The sequence below is a fragment of the Streptomyces poriticola genome (assembly GCF_036689765.1).
GTDB classification, from domain to species: Bacteria; Actinomycetota; Actinomycetes; order Streptomycetales; family Streptomycetaceae; genus Streptomyces; species Streptomyces poriticola.
Window position 1 is genome coordinate 24903 of the sequence record NZ_JBAGKH010000027.1, and the last position, 18769, is coordinate 43671.

At 73.9% G+C, this 18769-nt stretch carries 20 protein-coding genes; 7 read left to right on the forward strand and 13 right to left on the reverse strand.

What is annotated here, in order from left to right; genetic code table 11:
• Positions 1 to 237: 237 nt before the first annotated feature.
• Entirely contained in the window at positions 238 to 1005 is a 768-nt protein-coding gene (locus tag V5O46_RS25440) for a response regulator transcription factor (RefSeq protein WP_332887027.1), read from the reverse strand.
• Positions 1002 to 2201 (reverse strand): sensor histidine kinase, encoded by a 1200-nt coding sequence (locus tag V5O46_RS25445; RefSeq protein ID WP_332887028.1) that lies wholly within the window; start codon positions 2199 to 2201, stop codon positions 1002 to 1004. Before V5O46_RS25445 ends, V5O46_RS25440 begins: the two co-directional genes overlap by 4 nt.
• A gap of 262 nt (positions 2202 to 2463) precedes the next feature.
• Between V5O46_RS25445 and V5O46_RS25450 the strand changes: the two genes are divergently transcribed.
• Positions 2464 to 3603, forward strand: a complete 1140-nt coding sequence (locus tag V5O46_RS25450) for a hypothetical protein (protein WP_332887029.1) — start codon at positions 2464 to 2466, stop codon at positions 3601 to 3603.
• Positions 3604 to 3884: 281 nt separating this feature from the next.
• Here the strand turns inward: V5O46_RS25450 and V5O46_RS25455 are convergent, their stop codons facing one another.
• The gene (locus V5O46_RS25455) at positions 3885 to 4727 is read right to left on the reverse strand and encodes a glutaminyl-peptide cyclotransferase (protein WP_332887030.1); all 843 of its coding nucleotides are present in this window, start codon (positions 4725 to 4727) and stop codon (positions 3885 to 3887) included.
• A gap of 257 nt (positions 4728 to 4984) precedes the next feature.
• The gene (locus tag V5O46_RS25460) at positions 4985 to 5722 is read right to left on the reverse strand and encodes a ferritin-like domain-containing protein (protein ID WP_332887031.1); all 738 of its coding nucleotides are present in this window, start codon (positions 5720 to 5722) and stop codon (positions 4985 to 4987) included.
• A 156-nt stretch (positions 5723 to 5878) separates the two neighbouring features.
• Here V5O46_RS25460 and V5O46_RS25465 point away from each other — a divergent pair, with 156 nt between their 5' ends.
• On the forward strand, positions 5879 to 6328 hold the full coding sequence (locus V5O46_RS25465; RefSeq protein WP_332887032.1) for an SRPBCC family protein: 450 nt from the start codon (positions 5879 to 5881) through the stop codon (positions 6326 to 6328).
• Positions 6329 to 6337: 9 nt separating this feature from the next.
• Here V5O46_RS25465 and V5O46_RS25470 read toward each other — a convergent pair whose 3' ends face one another.
• From V5O46_RS25470 to V5O46_RS25495, 6 genes are all read right to left on the reverse strand, one after another.
• Positions 6338 to 7447, reverse strand: a complete 1110-nt coding sequence (locus V5O46_RS25470) for a class I SAM-dependent methyltransferase (RefSeq protein WP_332887033.1) — start codon at positions 7445 to 7447, stop codon at positions 6338 to 6340.
• 74 nt (positions 7448 to 7521) lie between these two features.
• Complete coding sequence (locus tag V5O46_RS25475; protein ID WP_332887034.1) at positions 7522 to 8136, reverse strand: hypothetical protein; 615 nt, start codon at positions 8134 to 8136, stop codon at positions 7522 to 7524.
• Positions 8133 to 8852 (reverse strand): RNA polymerase sigma factor, encoded by a 720-nt coding sequence (locus tag V5O46_RS25480; RefSeq protein WP_332887035.1) that lies wholly within the window; start codon positions 8850 to 8852, stop codon positions 8133 to 8135. The genes V5O46_RS25475 and V5O46_RS25480 overlap by 4 nt, the downstream gene beginning before the upstream one ends.
• Before the next feature lie 20 nt (positions 8853 to 8872).
• On the reverse strand, positions 8873 to 9265 hold the full coding sequence (locus tag V5O46_RS25485; protein ID WP_332887036.1) for a hypothetical protein: 393 nt from the start codon (positions 9263 to 9265) through the stop codon (positions 8873 to 8875).
• A gap of 271 nt (positions 9266 to 9536) precedes the next feature.
• Entirely contained in the window at positions 9537 to 10559 is a 1023-nt protein-coding gene (locus tag V5O46_RS25490) for a hemolysin family protein (RefSeq protein WP_332887037.1), read from the reverse strand.
• Positions 10556 to 11902, reverse strand: coding sequence for a hemolysin family protein (locus tag V5O46_RS25495; RefSeq protein ID WP_332887038.1), 1347 nt, complete (start codon positions 11900 to 11902; stop codon positions 10556 to 10558). The genes V5O46_RS25490 and V5O46_RS25495 overlap by 4 nt, the downstream gene beginning before the upstream one ends.
• A 286-nt stretch (positions 11903 to 12188) precedes the next feature.
• On the opposite strand from V5O46_RS25495, the gene V5O46_RS25500 reads away from it, so the two are divergent.
• Both V5O46_RS25500 and V5O46_RS25505 read left to right on the forward strand, forming a co-directional pair.
• Positions 12189 to 12644 (forward strand): tellurite resistance TerB family protein, encoded by a 456-nt coding sequence (locus V5O46_RS25500; RefSeq protein ID WP_332887039.1) that lies wholly within the window; start codon positions 12189 to 12191, stop codon positions 12642 to 12644.
• A 90-nt stretch (positions 12645 to 12734) separates the two neighbouring features.
• Positions 12735 to 13013, forward strand: coding sequence for a twin-arginine translocase TatA/TatE family subunit (locus tag V5O46_RS25505; RefSeq protein WP_332887040.1), 279 nt, complete (start codon positions 12735 to 12737; stop codon positions 13011 to 13013).
• Between the two features lie 86 nt (positions 13014 to 13099).
• Here V5O46_RS25505 and V5O46_RS25510 read toward each other — a convergent pair whose 3' ends face one another.
• Positions 13100 to 14740, reverse strand: coding sequence for a penicillin-binding transpeptidase domain-containing protein (locus tag V5O46_RS25510; protein ID WP_332887041.1), 1641 nt, complete (start codon positions 14738 to 14740; stop codon positions 13100 to 13102).
• A 229-nt stretch (positions 14741 to 14969) separates the two neighbouring features.
• Positions 14970 to 15986: an alpha/beta hydrolase family esterase gene (locus tag V5O46_RS25515; protein ID WP_332887042.1), complete on the reverse strand. Its 1017-nt coding sequence runs from the start codon at positions 15984 to 15986 to the stop codon at positions 14970 to 14972.
• 114 nt (positions 15987 to 16100) lie between these two features.
• Here V5O46_RS25515 and V5O46_RS25520 point away from each other — a divergent pair, with 114 nt between their 5' ends.
• From V5O46_RS25520 to V5O46_RS25530, 3 genes are all read left to right on the forward strand, one after another.
• Positions 16101 to 17069: a LysR family transcriptional regulator gene (locus tag V5O46_RS25520; RefSeq protein WP_332887043.1), complete on the forward strand. Its 969-nt coding sequence runs from the start codon at positions 16101 to 16103 to the stop codon at positions 17067 to 17069.
• Entirely contained in the window at positions 17066 to 17941 is an 876-nt protein-coding gene (locus tag V5O46_RS25525; protein ID WP_408649054.1) for a serine hydrolase, read from the forward strand. Before V5O46_RS25520 ends, V5O46_RS25525 begins: the two co-directional genes overlap by 4 nt.
• Before the next feature lie 96 nt (positions 17942 to 18037).
• Positions 18038 to 18409, forward strand: a complete 372-nt coding sequence (locus V5O46_RS25530; protein ID WP_332887044.1) for a DUF6479 family protein — start codon at positions 18038 to 18040, stop codon at positions 18407 to 18409.
• Between the two features lie 24 nt (positions 18410 to 18433).
• Here V5O46_RS25530 and V5O46_RS25535 read toward each other — a convergent pair whose 3' ends face one another.
• Positions 18434 to 18655 carry a cold shock domain-containing protein gene (locus tag V5O46_RS25535; protein ID WP_332887045.1) on the reverse strand — a complete coding sequence of 74 codons (222 nt, stop codon included), beginning with the start codon at positions 18653 to 18655 and terminating at the stop codon, positions 18434 to 18436.
• Between the last annotated feature and the right edge of the window lie 114 nt (positions 18656 to 18769).

The window sequence follows — 18769 nt, forward strand, 5'->3', positions numbered from 1 at the left end:
AGTGGCAGCACCAACCGCCGGGCGCAACCGTGGCGTCGGCGGAGAAGTACTTCTCCTCGACCTTGTCGATGATCCGCAGCATGGGACACCTCCTCTCCCGCTCGTCGGGACGGTGGAACGAGCGGGATCAACGTAGGAAGCGGCGCGGAAGACGGGCAATGCCCGCGAAGCGTCCTGAAGCGGTCATGACCTCAGGAGGGCAGAGGCCTTGTCGACGGCACCTCGACTCGCTTACGTTCACCGGGTGTCGGACCCCAGGCCGTCCTCCCGCACCCGCACGGCGAGGTCGATCTTCGTGTACGCGGGACGCCCCGCCCGCTGGTACTTGTCCTTGACGCGGTCGAGGTGGTGCTTGGCGGTGTGCGGGCTGATGCCGGCGCGCCGTGCGGTGGCCTTCAGCGTCAGTCCGGAGGCGTAGTGGCGCAGCACCTCCAGCTCCTTCGGGGAGAGCCGGGGGCGGTGCCGGCCGGTGTCGTGTGCCCAGGCGAAGGCGAGTTCAGGGGAGTGGGCGGTGCCGCCGGCGGCCACTGTCGCGACGGCGTCGACGAGGGTGTCCAGGTCGTTGTCCTTGGTGAGATAGCCGTCGGCACCGGCGGCGACGGCATCGACGACACCGGCCCGGTCGGTCGCCGTGCTGATGATCAGCACGCGGCTGCCGACGGCCCTCAGGCGGCGGATGTTGGCGGCGGGTTCGGAGCCGTCCTTGAGGAGGAGGTCGAGGAGGACGACGTCGGCGGGGGGAGAGGCGGCACGGGTAGGTGGGGCGTGCGGGGACTGGGCGTGCGGAGACTGGGCGTGCGGAGACTGGGCGTGCGGGGCCTGGGCGTGCGGGGACTGGGCGTGCGGAGGCGGAACGGGGGACGGCTGCGCGCCCCGTGCCGGGTCGAGCAGCGCGTCGACCGTGGACACGGCCGCGACCAGCCGCAGCTGTGCCGCGCCGGACAGCCAGGAGGTCAGGCCGTCCAGGAGCATCCGGTCGTCGTCGACCACCGCGACCGTGATCATCCGGGCCAGCGCAGGGTGACGGAGGTGCCCTCGCCGGGCGCGCTGTCGACCTCGGCGGCCCCGCCGGTGTCCCGCATCCGGCCGCGGACGGAGCGCCGCAGGCCCAGCCCGGAGGCCGCGGCCGGCTGCTCGGGGTCGAACCCGGCGCCCCGGTCCACGACGGTCACCAGCAGATGGCCGTCGTCGCCGGTGGCGGTGAGATACGCGCGGCCCGTGCCGGCGTGGCGCAGCACGTTGTTGAGCGCCTCGCGGACGGCGTCCCCGAACGCGGTGGCGACGCCGGCCGGGACAGCGGGCAGTTCGTGGTACTGGGTGGTGACACGCAGCCCCAGGTCCTCGGCGTCCCGGACGGCGCTCTCCAGGGCGGCGCTGACATGGGGCCGGCCGGGCGCCGGGTCGTCCGCGCTCTGCTGCACCAGCCTGCGCAGATAGGCGGCCTCGCGGGCGCACCGGCGGCGGACCGCCGGGGCGTTGGCATCGACGTTGCCCTGGGCTACGGCGGTCAGCGTGGCCAGGACGGTGTCGTGGAGGGCGCGGTGGTGGGCGATCCGCTCGGCGTAGCGGGCGCTCTCGGCCTCGGCGCGCACGGCCTGCTCGGTGGCGGCGTCCAGCATCCGGCCCTGCCGGCGCAGGTACCACCAGAACACCAGGACGATGACGGCCGACGACATCACGGAGTTCAGATGGCCCACGGTCACGGCCACTTCGGCGTCGGCCATGCCGTACCCGACGAGGTGCGTGCCCGCGATGGCCAGTACCGCGGTGGCGGCCGACCAGCGCCGCAGGCCCACGGCGGCGATGGCGGTCGAGGAACCGCCGAGCAGCATCACCCAGGCGATCGACGGGGCGTCCCGGGTGTCCGCCCAGGCGTAGGCGGCGAAGGGCAGGGCGCAGCCCGTGACGAGCACGTCCACGGCGACCGCCCGTCGGTCGAACCAGCCGCGGGCCCGCGCGGTGCCGTGCACCAGCACGCTGCAGCCCAGCGCGGTCGCGAGCAGCACCCAGGAGACCGGGCGGTCGGCCTGGTGCCGGGCCACGGCGGTCAGGCCGGCCACCAGATGGCTGGCGCGGTAGAGGAGGGTCGCGAGGATCAGGAACGCCCGCGCTCGCTGTAAGCCGGAGCCGATCCCGGAAGCGCCGCCGCGGTCGTCGGCCCGGCCCTTCTCCGGTCTCTCCCCGTCGTCCCCCTGCCCCATGTCCCCTCCGCAGACGCGCACGCCCCGTTGAAAGCGACGGACTCGATCGTACAGTCGTACTATCCGTGGAAGCGCGTGAACGCAGGGTGAATACCGGCCCGCCACGACGGAGTTGCCCCGCGGCCCGCCCCTTCCTGTCCCGTCCTGCGCGCTCTCCCGCCCCTCCTGCGCGCTCTCCTGCCCCCTCCTGCCTCGGGCCCGGTGGCCGGCAGCCGCGCAGTCCGCGGCCGCAAGTAGCCTTCTCGGGTCGGAGCAGCCGGAAGTGAGCGGGGGAATCGTGGAGCGCGCGGCATCGCGGCGTCGTCGGTGGCTGTGGGGGGCGGTGTGCGCGGTACTCGCCCTGGGACTGGTCGGGCTCTCGGTCCGGGCACCGCTGAAGGACTGGTGGCTGGCCCGCGAGGCGTGCGGGGGCCAGCTCCCCGGCGACGACCTGGAGACCGTACGGACGGACGCGCGCCTCGGAGCGGAGAAGGAGTCCTTCGACCCGGAACTCGGGCGGTACTCCTGTGTGCTGGAGAACGACGAGGGCAAGGTCGTGGTCGCCGTCGACGCCTATCTGCAGGGGCTGGAGAGACGGGAGGAGCTGAGGTACGTCGGCAGCTCCTATCCGCCGCACGCCGTGCTGCCCGGTGGACTGCCCGGCTTCGAGGACGACAACAGCCTCGTCTACCTCATGCCCGAGTGCCCGCGGGGCGCCGGGGAGGCGCGGGGCGAGAAGCGCAGACTGCTGGTGGGCACCTGGGCGTACTTCGCGGAGAGCCGCGAGGAGAAGGCGGCCATGCTGCGACTGGCGGTACGGATGACCAACGAGGTGAGCCGGAAGCTCGGCTGCGGCAGCGCCCCGCTGCCCGCACCCGCGGACGGGGCGGTCCCGGACACCGGCGCGTATGTGCCGCGCGCGGAGGCGAAGGGCACGCCTTGCGCCGCGCTCGCCACCACGCGGGTCCCCGCGGAAGGGCGCGACGGGATGGTCCGGGTCGCCGTCGCCGAGGGCGGGATGGTCGGACGCTGCACTCTGCGCACGCCGGGGGAGCCCGGTGCCGCGACCGACGGCGGAATGCCGCTCGTCGAGCTGACCAGCTGGCGCGGCGACTGGGGCACGAAGGTCCGTGAGATGGGGTCGGGCCCCGACCCGCTGCCGATGGGCGAGGGCGTCTGGCAGCCCGCGCTCACCGAGCACCGGGCGTGGGCCGTGGCCCGGTGCGACGGCGAGCAGACCGGCTTCGCCGCGCACTGGGGCTACGACCACCCCTACCGGGAGCCGGGCGAGACGTACGAGCCCCCGACGGCGGCCGAGCGCCAGGAGCAGCGCGCCCTGCTGCACGAGTACGTGACCGCCTTCGCCGAGGACCAGGTGCGTCTCGGCGACTGCACGGACCTCCGCCTTCCGGCGGCTCCCTGAGCGGGGAGAGGGGTCACCTTCGCGCCGCGTGCAGGAACCAAGGCGCCGGGTCCCCGTGGCGGGCCGATCCGCCCTGACCCGTGCTCTGGTGGGCGGAGCCTTCGGCGGTCGTGTTGATCTACTTGCCGTCGGCCGCAGGCCGCCGGCCAGCCGATCCGCTGCCCGTCAGCGCCGCCGTGCAGCCGCATACGGTCGGCGGGCGGGCACCCGTCCCACTGCCACCGCGTGACGCGCTCGGTGATGTCGTTCCGCAGCCGAGCGGGGCCGCCCTGACGAACCATTCAGCGCGCACCGTCACTGGGGCGCAGGGAGACGCGGTAGACCGTCGGCCAGTTCTTTCCGGTCAGGAGGAGGTCCGCCGTCCCGGGAACGGCCGCGATCCCGTTCAGGACGCCTGCCCGCGCCGTGGCCCGCTCGGACGGGCGCATGAGCGAGGAGGCGTCGACGTATGCGGTCACGTCGCCGGTGTCGGGATCGAGGCGGGCGATCCGGTCGCTGCCGAGGATGTTCGCGTACACCGTGTCGCCGACGCACTCCAGTTCGTTGAGCCGCTCCACCGGTGTCCCGGCGGCCTGGACGGTGACATGGCCGAGAAGTGCGAACGTCTCGTGATCCCGGAAGTGGAGGCGCGCGGAGCCGTCGCTCATGATCAGCCTCTTCCGGCTCTGTTGGTAGCAGAGACCCCATCCCTCGCCGGAGTACGGGACACGCCTCCGTTCCTTCAACGTTGCGGCATCGCGTTCGACGGCGATCCCGTTGCGCCAGGTCAGCTGCCACAGGGAGGAGTCCGTGAGCGTGATGCCCTCTCCGAACAGGTGCGGATCGAGGTCTCTCCTGACCTGCGGCTCTTCGCCGACCGGACCGGCCTGGACGAGGGAATGTCCCGTCAGTCCGGTGCTCTCGTAGAGAAGCCGGCCGCGCATCTCCAAGCCCTGCGTGAAGAGACTCCGGTCATGAGGGAATTCGCCGACGACGTCAACACCGAGGGCGTCGACGAGATCGGCGTTCGGCGGAGTGGTGGCGGGAGCCGCCGCGGCAGGTCTGTCCGGTCGCGCCCAGCCGGATTCGGGGTGGACCGCGCAGGCGAGTGAAAATGGCAGAATCGCCGGCGCAACCGTTGCCATGGAACGTGCGATCGACGTGCATGCGGTCCAGCGACCACGCAAGAGGTCCAGCCCTTCACCGCCATCTCGCTGTGCGAGAACGGATCCTGCCGCCGAGTTCAGCTTCTCCGAGGTACCGCCCCGCCGAGCGGACGCCACGCCGGAAGGCGCCCAGAAGCGAACGCAAGCGCGACGGGACCGCGATCGTCCGGGTGACGGGCCCAGCCCGGCGGCCCGCATCGCACGGGCCCGTCCGACCGCTGCGACGCGCCGCCTCCTCACCCCTCTGCCGGGCTCGACCGTTCCACGCCCGCAGGGGACAGCACCGCAGCGACCACCCCGCCGGACAGGGCCATCACGTCGGCCACGAAGCGCGGGGCGGCGAGGCCGAGCCTGCGCAGCGCGCGGCGGTGGTCGGCGGCGACGACGAGGGACGCGGCCAGCAGCAGAAGCCGCCACAGGGCCATCACCGGGCGCCGTGCCGGACGGGGCAGCTCGGCCAGCGACGCCCGCAGCCGCTCGCAGTGGAACGGGACGTGGCGCTGCTCGTCGGCGAGGATCCGCCCGGCCACCTCCGAGGTGAGCGTGTCATCGGTGCCCTCGTGCAGGGCCCGGTAGTAGCGCAGCGCCACCACCTCCGCGACCATCAGCACCAGCAGTTCCAGGCGCAGTCCCATCAGGCGCCGCAGCCGTACGAAGACCCGGTCGGTCCAGTGGCCGTTCAGGGTCGGCATGCCGCCCGCCGCCAGCAGCCGGGCGAGCAGCCGCGCGTGGTTCTGCTCCTCGGCGACGAAGAGCCGTACCGCGCGGGCGTAGTCGGGATCGCCGGCCCGGTCCGCCTTGGCTACGAGGTTGGCGCCGTCGCCGTCCTCGCCGACCTGGAAGCGCTGGATGCCGGCCCACACCTCCCGGTGCAGCCTCGCGCCCTCCCGCCAGTCCGGGTCGCCCTGGGCGGCCCTGCGCGCACGCTCCTCCTCGAACCGCCGTGTCCATATGGCGAACCCCGTGGTCTGCACCCGGTCTCCTCTCTCCGCGGCACGGCCGTCGCGCCTCGGAGAGGGACGACGCCGGGGAGCACGGAGCCGTTCCCGGCCGCCACGGGACCAAGGCCGGGGCCGGGGGAGCCGGGTGACCGGCTGGAGGCCGGGGCCGGGAGGGCGGACGCTGGTCCCATGAGCATCGACGTGACCGCCGAGCGCGTGATCCCGGTACCGCCCGAGCGGGTGGCGGCGTACGCCATGGACTGGCGCCACGACGCCGAGTGGACGCAGGGCATCCGCACGGCGGAACTCACCGGCGAGGCGCCCGGGGGCGGCTTCGGCACCGGCGCCGAGGTCACCCGTACGGCCTACTTCCTGGGCCGGCGTATCGACTACGTGCTGCGGGTCGCCGCATACGAACCCCCGCGGCTGCTGGACATGGTGTCGGTGGCCGGTCCGCTGCCGATGCACGTCACGTACACCTTCGACACCCACCCGGACGGCACCCGTGCCCGGATCCGGGTACGCGGCGGCGGGGGCGGTCTCTACCGGCTGGCGGCACCGCTGCTGGCCCGGCGGGTCCGCGCCGACCTCGGGCGGGACCTGCGTGATCTCGAGGCGCGGCTCGTGGGGCACGGGTGAGCCCGCGGGTCAGCCCTTGGTCGCCACGTAGTACACGTTGACCGGGTCGCCCTCGATCGACTCGACGGCGACCTGCGTGAACCCGGCCTCGTGCAGCATCCGCAACGCCGTCTCCCGGCCCCACACCGTGCCCAGGCCGGCGCCGCCGGTGCTGAGCGACGTCGTCATGCAGTAGAAGACCGAGAACCCGTAGAGCGAGGGCCCGAAGGGGTGGCCGAGGTTCTGCTCCAGACGGCTGGAGGCGTCGATGTCGCCCATGAGGAAGGTGCCGCCGTCGCGCAGGGAGCGGGAGATCGCCGCGAGCGTCTCGGCGGGGCGCGCCAGGTCGTGGACCACGTCGAAGGCGGTGATCAGATCGTAGCCGCCGCTGATCTGCGTGGAGTCCGCGCAGGTGTAGCGGACGTTGCCGGTCCCCGCCCCGGCCGCCGCCGCGCGGGCCGCCTCGATGCCGTCCTCCGACTGGTCCAGCCCCTCGAAGCGGCTCGCGGGGAACGCCCTGGCGAGCACCAGCGGAGCATGCCCCTGCCCCGTGCCCACGTCGAGGACGTCGATGCCCTCGCGCAGCCGCTCGGGCAGGCCCGGCACCAGCGGCACGATCATGTCGACCAGCGCCAGGTCATAGACGTGGGCCGTCTCCTTCGCCTGGAGCGCCTGGAAGCGGGGGTAGGCGGAGTACGGCACGCCGCCGCCCTCCCGGAAGCAGCGCAGGACCTGCTGCTCGGCCTCCGCCATCAGCGCGATGTACGGCATCATCGCGGCCAGGTTGTCCAGGCCCGCCGCGGCGGTCAGCGACGCCGCGTGCTCCGGCGGCAGGCGGTAGGTCCCCTGCTCCGGTTCGTAGTCGACGAAGCCGCCGAGGACCATGCCGCCCAGCCACTCGCGCACATAGCGCTCGTCCAGGCCTGCCGCCTCGGCGATGCCGGCGCTGGACGAGGGTGGCAGGGCGGCCATCGTGTCGAAGAGGCCGCACTGGTGGCCGACGCTGGTGAGCAGCGCCAGCACCCCCTTGTTGAGCACGTCCACGACCTCGGCGGCGAACTCCTGCTGCCGGGCCGGATCCGGCACCGGCGCTGGGGACGGTGCCGACGGTGCCGGCTGCTGTGCTTCGAGGCTCGACATGGCCGTTCCTCCGGTGAGTCGCTGCGGGTGCCGACGACGGCCGAGGGCACCCTTCCCTGCCACGGTAGTTCGGATCACCCCGATCCGTCCGAGGCGGCGGTGGGAGCGGAGGAGACCACGGAGGACCGGGGAGAGGGCGGAGGTGAGGAGGGTGGCGGGTACGGGGTCGGGGACGGCGGGTCGTAGGGCGGGGAGTACGGCGGGACGGACGGGCTCGGGTCGTCGCCCGGGGTGGCGTCCGGGGCCGAGGGGCTCGGGGTGGGAAGCAGGGACGACGGTTCCGGGGACGGTGGCGAGGGGTCGGTGGTGACCGCGGGCGGATCCGCCGGGTCCGCCGGGCCGGTCACCGGGCCCCGCACCACCCACGCCAGTCCGGCCACCGCCGCGGCCAGGGCCAGCAGACCGACCGCCGTACGGCTCGGGCGCCGCAGGACGCGCACGGCGCGTTCCGGCACGGCGGCGGGCCGCAGGTCCGCCGGGCCGACGGACAGGGCACGGGCACGCAGCGCGTCCGTCAGCCGGTGCTCCACCAGCGCCGTGGCGTGTTCCTCGTCGCGGCCGCCGCTGTCGCTGTGGCCGCGACGGTGACTGTGGCCGTGGCCGTGATTGTGGCCGTGGCCGTGATTGTGGCCGTGGCCGTGATTGTGGCCGTGGCCGTGATTGTGGCCGTGATTGTGGCCGTGGCTCATCGGGGCCCCTCCAGATGTCTGCTCAGCGCGTCCAGGGCCCGGCTCGCGGTGGACTTGACGGCGCCGCGCGACAGCCCCAGCGTGGCGGCGATCTGTGCCTCCGTCAGGTTCGACCAGTAGCGCAGCACCAGCACCTCGCGCTGCCGGCGGGTGAGCAGCCGCAGCGCGGACAGCACCTCCCGGTGCTCCTCGGCGAGCAGCACCGCGTCGTCCGGCGGCGGCACCCGCTGCTCCCGTTCCGGCACATGGGCGCGCACCGTGCGGCGCCGGCGCAGCACGGACCGTGCGGTGTTGACCACGCTGGTGCGCAGATACGCCTCCGGGTCCTCGACCCCGGCCAGGCCGGCTCCGTGCCGGCGCAGGGCCGCGGCGAAGGCGTCCTGCACCACGTCCTCGGCGGTGGGCAGATCGTCCACGAGGAGGATCGCCAGCCGTACGAGGGCCAGTCGCCGGTGGTGGTAGAGGCGGTCCAACCGGGGCCCGTCCGCCGCCGGGCCAGCGGGCCCCGCGGTGGCGGAGGGGGCGTCGGCGGACGGGGCACCGGCCGCGGTACGGCGGGCCCCGGCCGCCGGTGCCGGGGAGGGGGACCGTCCGGGCGCCGGTCCCGGGGCCGACAGGCCAGTCAGCCGGCGCAGCATGCGGGCGGCGCGCCGCCACGGCTCCGGGTACGCCGGTGGGGCCCACCGGGGCGTGGCGGCGGCTGCTGCGTCACTCATGCGTCTCCTGGCTCCGTGCCTCAGCGCAGGGGCGGGCTCGGCACGGGCGACGGGGTGCCCGGCAGGGACGGCTCGGGCTCCGGGCCGGGTTCCGCGGAGGGCGGCACACTGGGCACCGGCGTCGGCTCGCCGGGCAGCGTCGGCTCCGGCCGCGGGGTGCCCGGCTCGCTCGGTTCGGGGACCGGTGTGCCCGGCAGGGACGGTTCCGGGGACGGGGGCAGGCTGGTGACCGGGGCCGGCTGCTGCGGGGTCGTGGGCTCGGGGACGGGCGTGGCGCTCGACGGGTTCGACGGTGGCCCGTCGTCCCCGGTGCCGGCCTGGGCGGCCACGGCGCCGGTGACGGCGAGGGCGGCACCGGCCGCGCAGGCCAGCAGGACGGTGCGCAGCCGGCGGGTGCGCGTGCTGTCGGACATGTTCTTCCTCGGTCGGGTTCGGGGTCGGGTCGTCGTGGGAGGGACCGGAGGAGGTCTTCGTTCCTCCGGCCCTCGATCCGACAGACGTGCGACCCCCGCCGAGGTTGCGGGTCGCCGTGAAATATCTGCGCGAGGCGCCGCGCGGCCCTCAGCGGCGGGCGGGGCGGGCAGCGGCGGGGAGAGGGCGGCACGGAGACCGGCCCCGGCGCGGTGACCGCGCCGGGGCCGGGACACCCGGGTTCAGGCCAGGCCGGGTTCAGGCAGGCCGGGTTCAGGCCGTGGCGGGGGCCGGGCCGACCAGTTCGGTCAGGACGTCCTCCATCGTCACGAAGCCGAGCACCGTACCGGTCTCGCCGGTGACCGCGGCCAGATGGCTGCCGTCGGCCCGCAGCGCGGTGAGGGTGTCGTCGAGCGGGGTGTCGATGCGCACCCGGGTGACCCGGTGCAGGGACTGGCGCGGGAACGGCCGCTCCCGGTCGGTCAGCCCCAGGGTGTCCTTGATGTGCAGGTACCCGAGCAGGGCGTTCTCCGGGCCGGTGACCGGGAAACGGGAGTAGCCCGCCTCGGCGGCCAGCCGCTCCAGCTCGGCCGGGGTGACGGTGTGCGTCACGGTCCGCATCTGCTGGGCCGGGACGAGGATCTCGCCGACCGGGCGGGTGCCCAGTTCCAGCGCGTCGCGCAGCCGCTCGCCGTCGGTCGGGGTGAGCAGTCCGGCCTCGCTGGCGTCGACCACCATCCGGGCCAGCTGGTCGTCGGTGAACACCGCCTCGACCTCGTCCTTGGGCTCCACCCGCAGCAGCTTCAGCAGCCCGTTGGCGAAGGCGTTGATCCCGAAGACGACCGGGCGCAGCGCCCGAGTGAGGGCCACCAGCGGAGGGCCGAGGATCAGCGCGGTGGCCTTCGGTTCGGCCAGCGCGATGTTCTTCGGGATCATCTCGCCGATCAGCATGTGCAGATACGTGGCCAGAGTCAGCGCGATCGCGAACGCGATCGGATGGACCAGCGCGTGCGGCATGTGCACCCACTCGAAGGCGGGCTCCAGCAGATGGGCGATGGCCGGTTCGGCGACCGCGCCGAGCACCAGCGAGGAGACGGTGATGCCCAGCTGGGCGGTGGCCATCAGCGCCGAGAGGTGCTCCAGACCCCACAGCGTCATCCGGGCGCGCTTGTCGCCCTCCTTGGCCCGCGGTTCGATCTGGCTGCGGCGCACCGAGATCATGGCGAACTCGGCGCCCACGAAGAAGGCGTTGGTGAACAGGGTCAGCGCACCGATGAGGAGCTGGATCGCGGTCATCGGGCCACCTCCGGCTGCTGCTCGGCCACCAGCGGGGCGGGCAGTGCGGGCGCGGTGATGCGGACCCGGTCGGCGCGGTGGTGCTCGACGTCGAGCACGTCCACGCGCCAGCCGTCCAGGTCCACGGCGTCGCCCTTGGCGGGGATGCGGGCCAGGTGGGTGGCGACCAGGCCGGCGACGGTCTCGTAGGGACCGTCGGGCGCGGTCAGACCGATCCGGGTCAGCTGGTCGATGCGGACCGAGCCGTCCGCCTCCCAGGCGGAGCGGCCCTCGGGACCGGCGGGGGCGGGCAGCAGGACCGGCACCTCGACCGGGTCGTGCTCGTCACGGACCTCGCCGACGACCTCCTCGACGATGTCCTCGACCGTGGCCACGCCGGCCGTGCCGCCGTACTCGTCGATGACGACGGCCATGGTGCGGGTGGCGCGCATCCGCTCCAGCAGCCGGTCGGCGGGCAGGCTGTCGGGGACCAGCAGCGGCGCGGTGGCCAGGTCGGTGACCGGGGTGACCGCTCGGCGCTGCGGCGGCAGCGACAGGACGTCGCGGATGTGGACGGTGCCGATGACCTCGTCGAGGCTGTCGCGGTAGACCGGGAAGCGGGACAGGCCGGTGGCGTGGGTGAGGTTGGCGGCGTCCGCGGCGGTGGCGTGCGCCTCCAGCGCCTTGACGTCGACGCGCGGCGTCATCACGTTCTCCGCGGTCAGCTCGCTCAGGTGCAGGGTGCGGACGAACAGCTCCGCCGAGTCCGCCTCCAGGGCGCCCTCCGCGGCGGAGTGCCGGGCGAGGGCGACCAGTTCCTCGGGGCTGCGGGCGGAGGCCAGCTCCTCGGCCGGTTCCAGGCCGAAGCGGCGCACGAACCGGTTGGCGGTGTTGTTCAGGTGGCCGATGAACGGGCCGAACGCGGCGGTGAAGCCGCGCTGGGGGCCCGCCACCACCTTGGCGACGGCCAGCGGCCGGGAGATCGCCCAGTTCTTGGGAACCAGCTCGCCGACGACCATCAGCACGACGGTGGAGACCGCCACGCCGAGCAGGGTCGCCACCGTGGAGGCGGCGCCGCCCAGGCCGATGGCGCGCAGCGGACCGCGCAGTAGCGTGGCGAGGGACGGCTCGGCGAGCATGCCGATGACCAGCGAGGTGACGGTGATGCCGAGCTGGGCGCCGGAGAGCTGCACGGTCAGTCGGCGTACGGCCTTCAGGGCGCCCTCGGCGCCGCGCTCGCCGGACTCGGCGGCTCGCTCCAGGTCACCGCGCTCGACGGTGGTCAGCGAGAACTCGGCGGCGACGAAGACGGCACAGGCCAGGGTGAGGAGGAGGGCCAGCAGGAGGAGCAGGACCTCGGTCACCGCGCCACCCCCGCCCCCACGAGGTCCGCGGTGTCAGCGGCGTCCGCGGCGTCCGCGGCGTCCGCGGTGTGCCCACCGCGGGATATGGCACGGCTGGTACTGGGAGGCTCCATTACGGAACGGGGCTCCTTGACGAGTCGAGAAAAGGGTCAGCACCCATGGTAAAGGGCAAGCAAAGCGTTTCGGTCAAGACATCGACCGGCACCAGCTTATTCCTCTACACGTCTGTAGACTTCTACACCGCTGTAGAAACCATGACCGTCGACGGACGTACGGAGACCGATCCATGGCCCTCTGGGACCGCATCAAGGAGTCCGCATCGCAGATGCAGACCCAGCTCAACGCGAAGAAGAACGACCTCAAGAGCGGCGCCTTCCGCGACGCGAGCATGGCGATGTGCGCGCTGGTCGCCGCGGCCGACGGCACCGTCGATCCGGCCGAGCGGCAGCGGGTGGCCCAGCTGATCGCGGGCAACGACGTGCTGCAGAACTTCCCCGCGGACGATCTGCGCCACCGCTTCGAGGCCAACCTCGACAAGCTGACCGCCGACTTCGCCTTCGGGAAGGTCGGAGTGCTCCAGGAGATCGCCAAGGCGAAGAAGAAGCCGGCCGAGGCCCGCGCCGTCATCCAGATCGGCATCGTCATCGGCGGCGCCGACGGCGACTTCGACCAGGACGAGCGGGCCGTGGTCCGCGAGGCGTGCTACGCCCTGGACCTGCCGCCCCACGAATTCGACCTCTGACCGACACTGGTGGAGATCTCTGACCGACAGTGGCCGGGCACCTGACCGACACTGGTGCGGTCGCTGACCGACCCGACCGACAGGGGCGCCATGTTCGGACTGAGCGAACTCGCCATCATCCTCATCGTCGTCATCGCCGTGCTGGCCATGAAGAAACTCCCGGAGCTGACCCGCTCGGCCGGCAAGTCGGCCCGCATCCTCAAGGCCGAACGCCGCGCCATGCAGGAGCCCGAGCCCGAACAGCGCGGGCAGACCGGGCAGACCGGGCAGCCGGAGCAGACCGGCGGGGCCGAGGAAGGCCGGGGCGACGAGCAGCAGCCTCCCCGGGTGATCGAAGGGGAGGCGATCCGCAGGGACGACCGCTCATGACCGGATCTCGTGGCCTCATGACCAGGGGACTCGTGACCTCATGACCACGGGATCTCATGACCTCGGAGTCTCGTGACTCCATGACCTCATGAGGTCCCCTCCGGCACGGCGGACAGCAGGCTGTGGACGACCGGCCCGGCCGAGCCGCCGCCGGTGACCCCCTCCTCGACGACGACGGCCACCGCGACGTCGCCCCGGTGGGCGACCATCCAGCCGTTGTTGTCCCGGTCCTCGGATACCTCCGCGGTTCCGGTCTTCGCGCCGACCTCCCCGGGCAGGTCGGCGAGGAGGCGCGCGGTGCCGTCGGTGACGGTGGCCCGCATCAGGGTGCGCAGCTGCGTGACGACCTCGCGCGGCAGCGGCTCGGTGCGGGTCCCGTCCTCGTTCGCGGCGGTGAGCGAGGGCTGGTGGAACCGCCCTGACACCGCGGTCGCCGTCACCGACGCCATGATCAGCGGGTTGGCCTGCACCCGGCCCTGCCCGATCATGGACGCCGCCTTCTCCGTCTCGTCCTTCGGCACCGGCACGGAACCGTCGTACGACGGCACCCCGACGTGCCACTCCTGGCCGACCCCGAAGTACGTCCGGGCCACCTCACCCAGCTCCCCCTCGCCGAGCCTGCCGCGCAGACTGATGAAGGCGGTGTTGCAGGACTCGGTGAAGTCCTTGGCGAAGGTCGCGCCCGGGAACGCGGACAGCTCCACGTTCTGGAACCGCTTTCCGACCGTCAGGTACTTCGGGCAGTCCACGACGTCCCCGGGCGCCACCGCACCCTTGAGCAGCAGAGCGCTGCTGGTGACGATCTTCCAGGTGGAGCCGGGCGCGTAGGTGCCGGAGACGGCGCGGTTGAAGCCGGACGCCGGGGAGTTCGCCACCGCGAGGATCTCCCCGTCGTCGACGCGGAGCGCGACCAGCGCGGCGTTCTTGCCGCCGGCCTCGGCGAGCGCCTGCTCCGCGGCGGCCTGCCAGGTCGCGTCCAGGGTGGTGCGGACGGGCCCGCCGTCCCCCGACGCCTTCGTCCGCGGTCCGAACGTCGCCTCCGTGCGCTCGACCTCACCGGTGGCCCGGTCCACCAGCTCCACCGCCCCGCGCGGGCCACCGCCCGCCGCATCGCCGAGCCGGGCCAGCACCGGGGTCAGGGACGGGTACTCCGCGCCGGTCAGCCGGTCGCCCTCGCGGTCGAGGGCCTCCGGCGGCGCGCTCTCCTCCCGCTCCAGCCGGAACTTCTCCGACTCGCTCAGCCGCGGATGCACCAGCGACAACCGCCAGTCCACCTTCCAGGAGCCGTCACCCTGCTCGCGCAGCGGCAGCTCGGCCTCGTACGTCCAGGTCCCGAGGCCCTCGACCGGCATCCGGGCGGTGTAGGGCACGGTCAGCGTGCCGTCGTCGGTCCGCTCGGTGTCCGAGTCCGGGCCCGCGGTCAGTTTCGGCCCGGTGATGTCGAGTCCCGCGGTGAAGCTCTGCAGCACCTGCTCCGCCCGTTCGGGTCTGGTGGTCCGCCCGGCGGCACTCGGCAGCCGCCCGGCCGCCCAGTCGGCGAGAAAGCCCCTGGCCTGCTCCATGGCGGCCGGGTCGGGGCCGTCGTCGCCGCGTGCGAACGGGCCGATCCCGGCGGCGTAGGAGCCGCCCGCGGCGACCGCGAGGACGACGCCCACCGCGGTGAGCGCGCGCACGGCGCTGCGGGGGCGGCGGCGAGAGGTGTGCGGGATGTACTGGTGCTCTGACATGCGGAAATCTCCCGATCTGCGGGTCCGTGGGTCTGTGGGTCTGCGCGGGGCTGCTGGCTACGCGGGCCCTGCGGGGATGCGGGTCTGCGAGTCCGCGCGGCTCCGCGGGCTACGCGGGTCCGCTGGCCCTGCGGGTCTGCGGGTCTGCTGGCTACGCGGACCGCTGGCTGCGAGTCCGCGGGCCTGCGAGTCCGCGGGTCTCGGGGCTGCGGGGCTGCGGGTCCGGGGGTCAGTCGCCGCCCGTGAGGAAGCCGAGGATCGCGGCGGTCGCGTCGAGGTCCTGGCTGGTGGGGCCGAAGCCCTCCGGCGGGGTGACGTCCGAGCCCGGCCAGGTGTGGCCGGCGTCGTGCACGACGAGCAGCTCGACCTCGGCGCCGCCCCGTCCGGTCGGGCGCCACACGGTCCGGTCGTAGCCCCGCTCCCGCTCGGTGACCGGCTCGCCCGCGCCGCCCGCCGCCGCGAACGCCTCGGCGGTGGCCCGCGCCGACCGGGTCGGCGTGATCGGCTCGTCCGCACGGGCCGGCGGGGAGGCCCATCCGGAGAGCGGGCGTACGGGGTCGTCGGCGCCGTAGACGACCATGACCGGGACCGGTCCGGTGGGCTCGACCGCGGCGTCACCCGAGGGCAGCTGGCCGGAGACCGAGGCCGCGCCCGCCAGCAGCGCGGGACGCTCGGCGGCCATCCGCAGCGCCATCGAGCCGCCGTTGGAGAAGCCGACGGCATAGACCCGCTCGGGGTCGGCACCCTCGGTGCGGACCAGGTGGGCCACCAGCGCCTCGGTGAAGCGCACGTCGAGATCCGGGTCGGGCCGCTGCGCGGTCGCCCGCGTCCCGGCACCCCAGCCCTTGCGGAGGCCCTCGGGATAGGCGATCAGCATGCCGCGCGCCCGCGCATCGGCCTCGAACCGGCTCCGCTCACGCAGTTCGGCGGGGGTGGAACCGCGTCCGTGGAAGGCGATGACCAGCGGCTTGCCGCGCCCGGCGGCGGTCTCCGCGGGCCGGTGCAGCAGATAGTTCCGGGTACGCCCGTCCACGCGGAGCTGCTCGCGACGGTCCGGCGCGGCGGTGGCGGCGCCGGAGGATTCCGGGGCGGAGGCGTGCGGCAGGGCCGTCTGCGATGCGGAGGCGTGCGGTGCGCCGCGGTCGGCCGCGGAGCCGCCGCAGCCGACGAGCAGTAGGGCGAGGACGGCGGCGAGCACACCGGAGGCGGATGCACCGCCGGTACGGGAACGCTGAGGGAGGGCCATGGGCCGAGCAGAGCAAGCCGCCGCCCCCATGTCCAAGATTGTTATCGATCTCGGATCGATAAATCCCCGATATGATGACTGCTCGTGGACCTGGTGCGGCACCTGGAGTGCTTTGTGGCTGTTGCAGAAGAGTCACACTTCGGCCGTGCCGCCGCCCGTCTCGGCATCGCCCAGCCACCGCTGTCGCAGCGCATCCGGCGCCTCGAACGGGAGCTGGGCGTCCGCCTCTTCGAGCGCACCAGCCGCCGGGTGACCATCACCGAGGCGGGCACGCTGCTGCTGGGCGAGGCGCGGGACCTGCTCGCCCGCTCCGAGTCGTTCCTGGCCACCGCGCGCCGCATCCGGGACGGCGAGACCGGTCTGCTGCGCGCCGCGCTCTCCCCCGACCTGTCCGGCGAGACCGTCGCCGCGCTGCTCGCGGCCTTCCGGGAGCGCCACGCCGGTCTGGAGCTGGAGCTGCACGAGCTGACCACCGCCGAGCAGCTCGCCGGGTTCGCAGCGCACGACCTCGACGTCGGGCTGATCCACCACCCCTGCGACGTCACCGGCCTGGAGCTGGGCCCGGTCCTGAGGCGCGAACTGGGCGTGCTGCTGCCGCGCTCCGCTCCGCCCGCCGCCCTGCCGGAGGTCCCGCTGGCCGCCCTGGCCGGCCATGATCTGATCCTCTTCCCGCGCGCCCACGCCCCCGCCGTCTACGACGACCTCCTCACCACCTGCGCCCGGCACGGCTACACCCCGCCCGCCGTACGGCACGGGCAGGGCGCCAGCTTCGTCCGCGGACTGGTGCTGTCGTCGGGGGCTGTCGCGCCGGCTCCCCGGGACACCCGCCTCGCCCCGGGCGGCGGCCGGCACGACCCGACCGACGGGGCCGGCGGCGGAAAGGACGCGCTGGTGTGGCGCCCGCTGGCCGGGGCCCCACTGGCCTGGCGGCACTCGGTGGCCTGGCCGAAGGGGCGCGGGGACGCCGCCGTGGGCGCCTTCGCGGACGCGGCCGCGCACGCGCTGCGCGGCACGGCCGAGGCGACCGCGGAACCGGCCGCGCGCCCGCTGCACCTGCGCCCGGCATCGGAGTTCTGGCTGTGACCGACACCCTCGGCCGGATCGGGGCCGCCTTCGCCGAGGCCGGGGTCACCGGCCGGCTGCACGCGCGCGACCTGGACTCCGGCGCGCAGATCGACGCCGGGGCCGACCAGCCGGTGTGCACGGCCAGCGTCCACAAGCTGTGTGTACTGGTCACGCTGCACGCACAGGCGGCGGCCGGGCTGCTGGACCTGACCGAGCAGCTGGAGGTACCGCCGTCGGCCGGGCGCACCCCGGGACCGACCGGCCTGTCCGCCATGCTCGACCCGGTCCGGCTGTCGCTGCGGGACGCCGCGTTCCTGATGATGTCCGTCAGCGACAACACCGCCGGCGACCTGCTGCTGCGCCGGGTCGGGCGGGACGCCGTCAACCGCACCACGGCCCGCCTGGGGCTGACCCGCACCCACGCCGTGCACGGCTTCGGCGAGATGCTGGCGACCATCCGGGAGGACGCCGGCCCCCGGGGCGCCGCCGCCCTCACCGACCCGCACGTCATCGCCCGGCTGCGGGCGCTGGACCCGGCCCGTACCAACCGCAGCACACCGCGGGACATGACACGGCTGCTCGCCGCCGTCTGGCGGGACGAGGCCTGCCCGGCGCCGTACGGGGCGGCGATGCGCCGCATCCTGGGCCTGCAGGTCTGGCCGCACCGGCTGGCCTCCGGTTTCCCCTTCGACGACGTCCACGTGGCCGGCAAGACCGGCAGCCTGCCGACCCTGCGCAACGAGGTCGGCGTCGTCGAGTACCCCGACGGAGGGCGCTACGCGGTGGCGGTCTTCACCCGCACCGCCAACCCGGCTGCCACGCTCCCGGCGGCCGACGCGGTCATCGGCACGGCGGCCCGGATCGCGGTCGACGCACTGCGCGCGCCGTAGCGGGAGCGGCAGCGGGAGCGGCTCGTACCCGACCACCAATCGGACAAACTCTGACTTCTTATCGCATTCCAGTGACGACGGGGCGATACTCGGAGCATGAGTACGGCAACGTATGAAGTGCTGGCCGTGTCGCAGCACACGCTCAACATGACCGCGGCTTTTCTCGGCGGGCTGGTGATCGCCGGCGCGCTGGTCTGGGCCGTACGTGTCGGCATGCGGGTCATGGACCGGGAGTCACCCCGCCCGAACGCCGACGAACAGCCGAAACTCCCCGACACCGGCCCCGTCCACGAGGAACGCGAGATGCGGGAGCCGGACGAGGTCCCCCTGGCGCCCGACGGACGCACACGGCTGATGCCGTACGAACTGCACCCCGCGTCCACCCGCAAGGGCAAGGACCAGGTCCGACGACGCTGGCTGCCAGGCTCCAGCGGCTCCTTCGGCGGCGGCGGCCCGGGCCACGTGTGACGCCGGGGAGCGCCCGGTGGCCCCTCAGGAACGCGGCGTGATCCGCACCGCCCGGTAGTCGAAGCCGTCCTGCCGGAAGCCGGGGGCCTCCCATACGAGGTCGACCTGCCGGCCGGGCACGAGAGCGCGGAAGCCGTCCGTCTCGACGTGGGAGAAGTGCGCCCAGCACCCACCGGGTGTCTCGGGGCGGTCGAGCACGCCCCGCCCCTCGTCCTCGCGCCACTCGCGCACCGTCGCCACCGCCATGACCGCATCGTACGGCGGCACCGACCGGCGGGGCGGTCCCCCGTCGGGGGGCCGTGGGCGTGCGCGGCGGCATTGCGCGGCCTTCACTGGAGGGATCGGGTCCCGTCCCGGGCC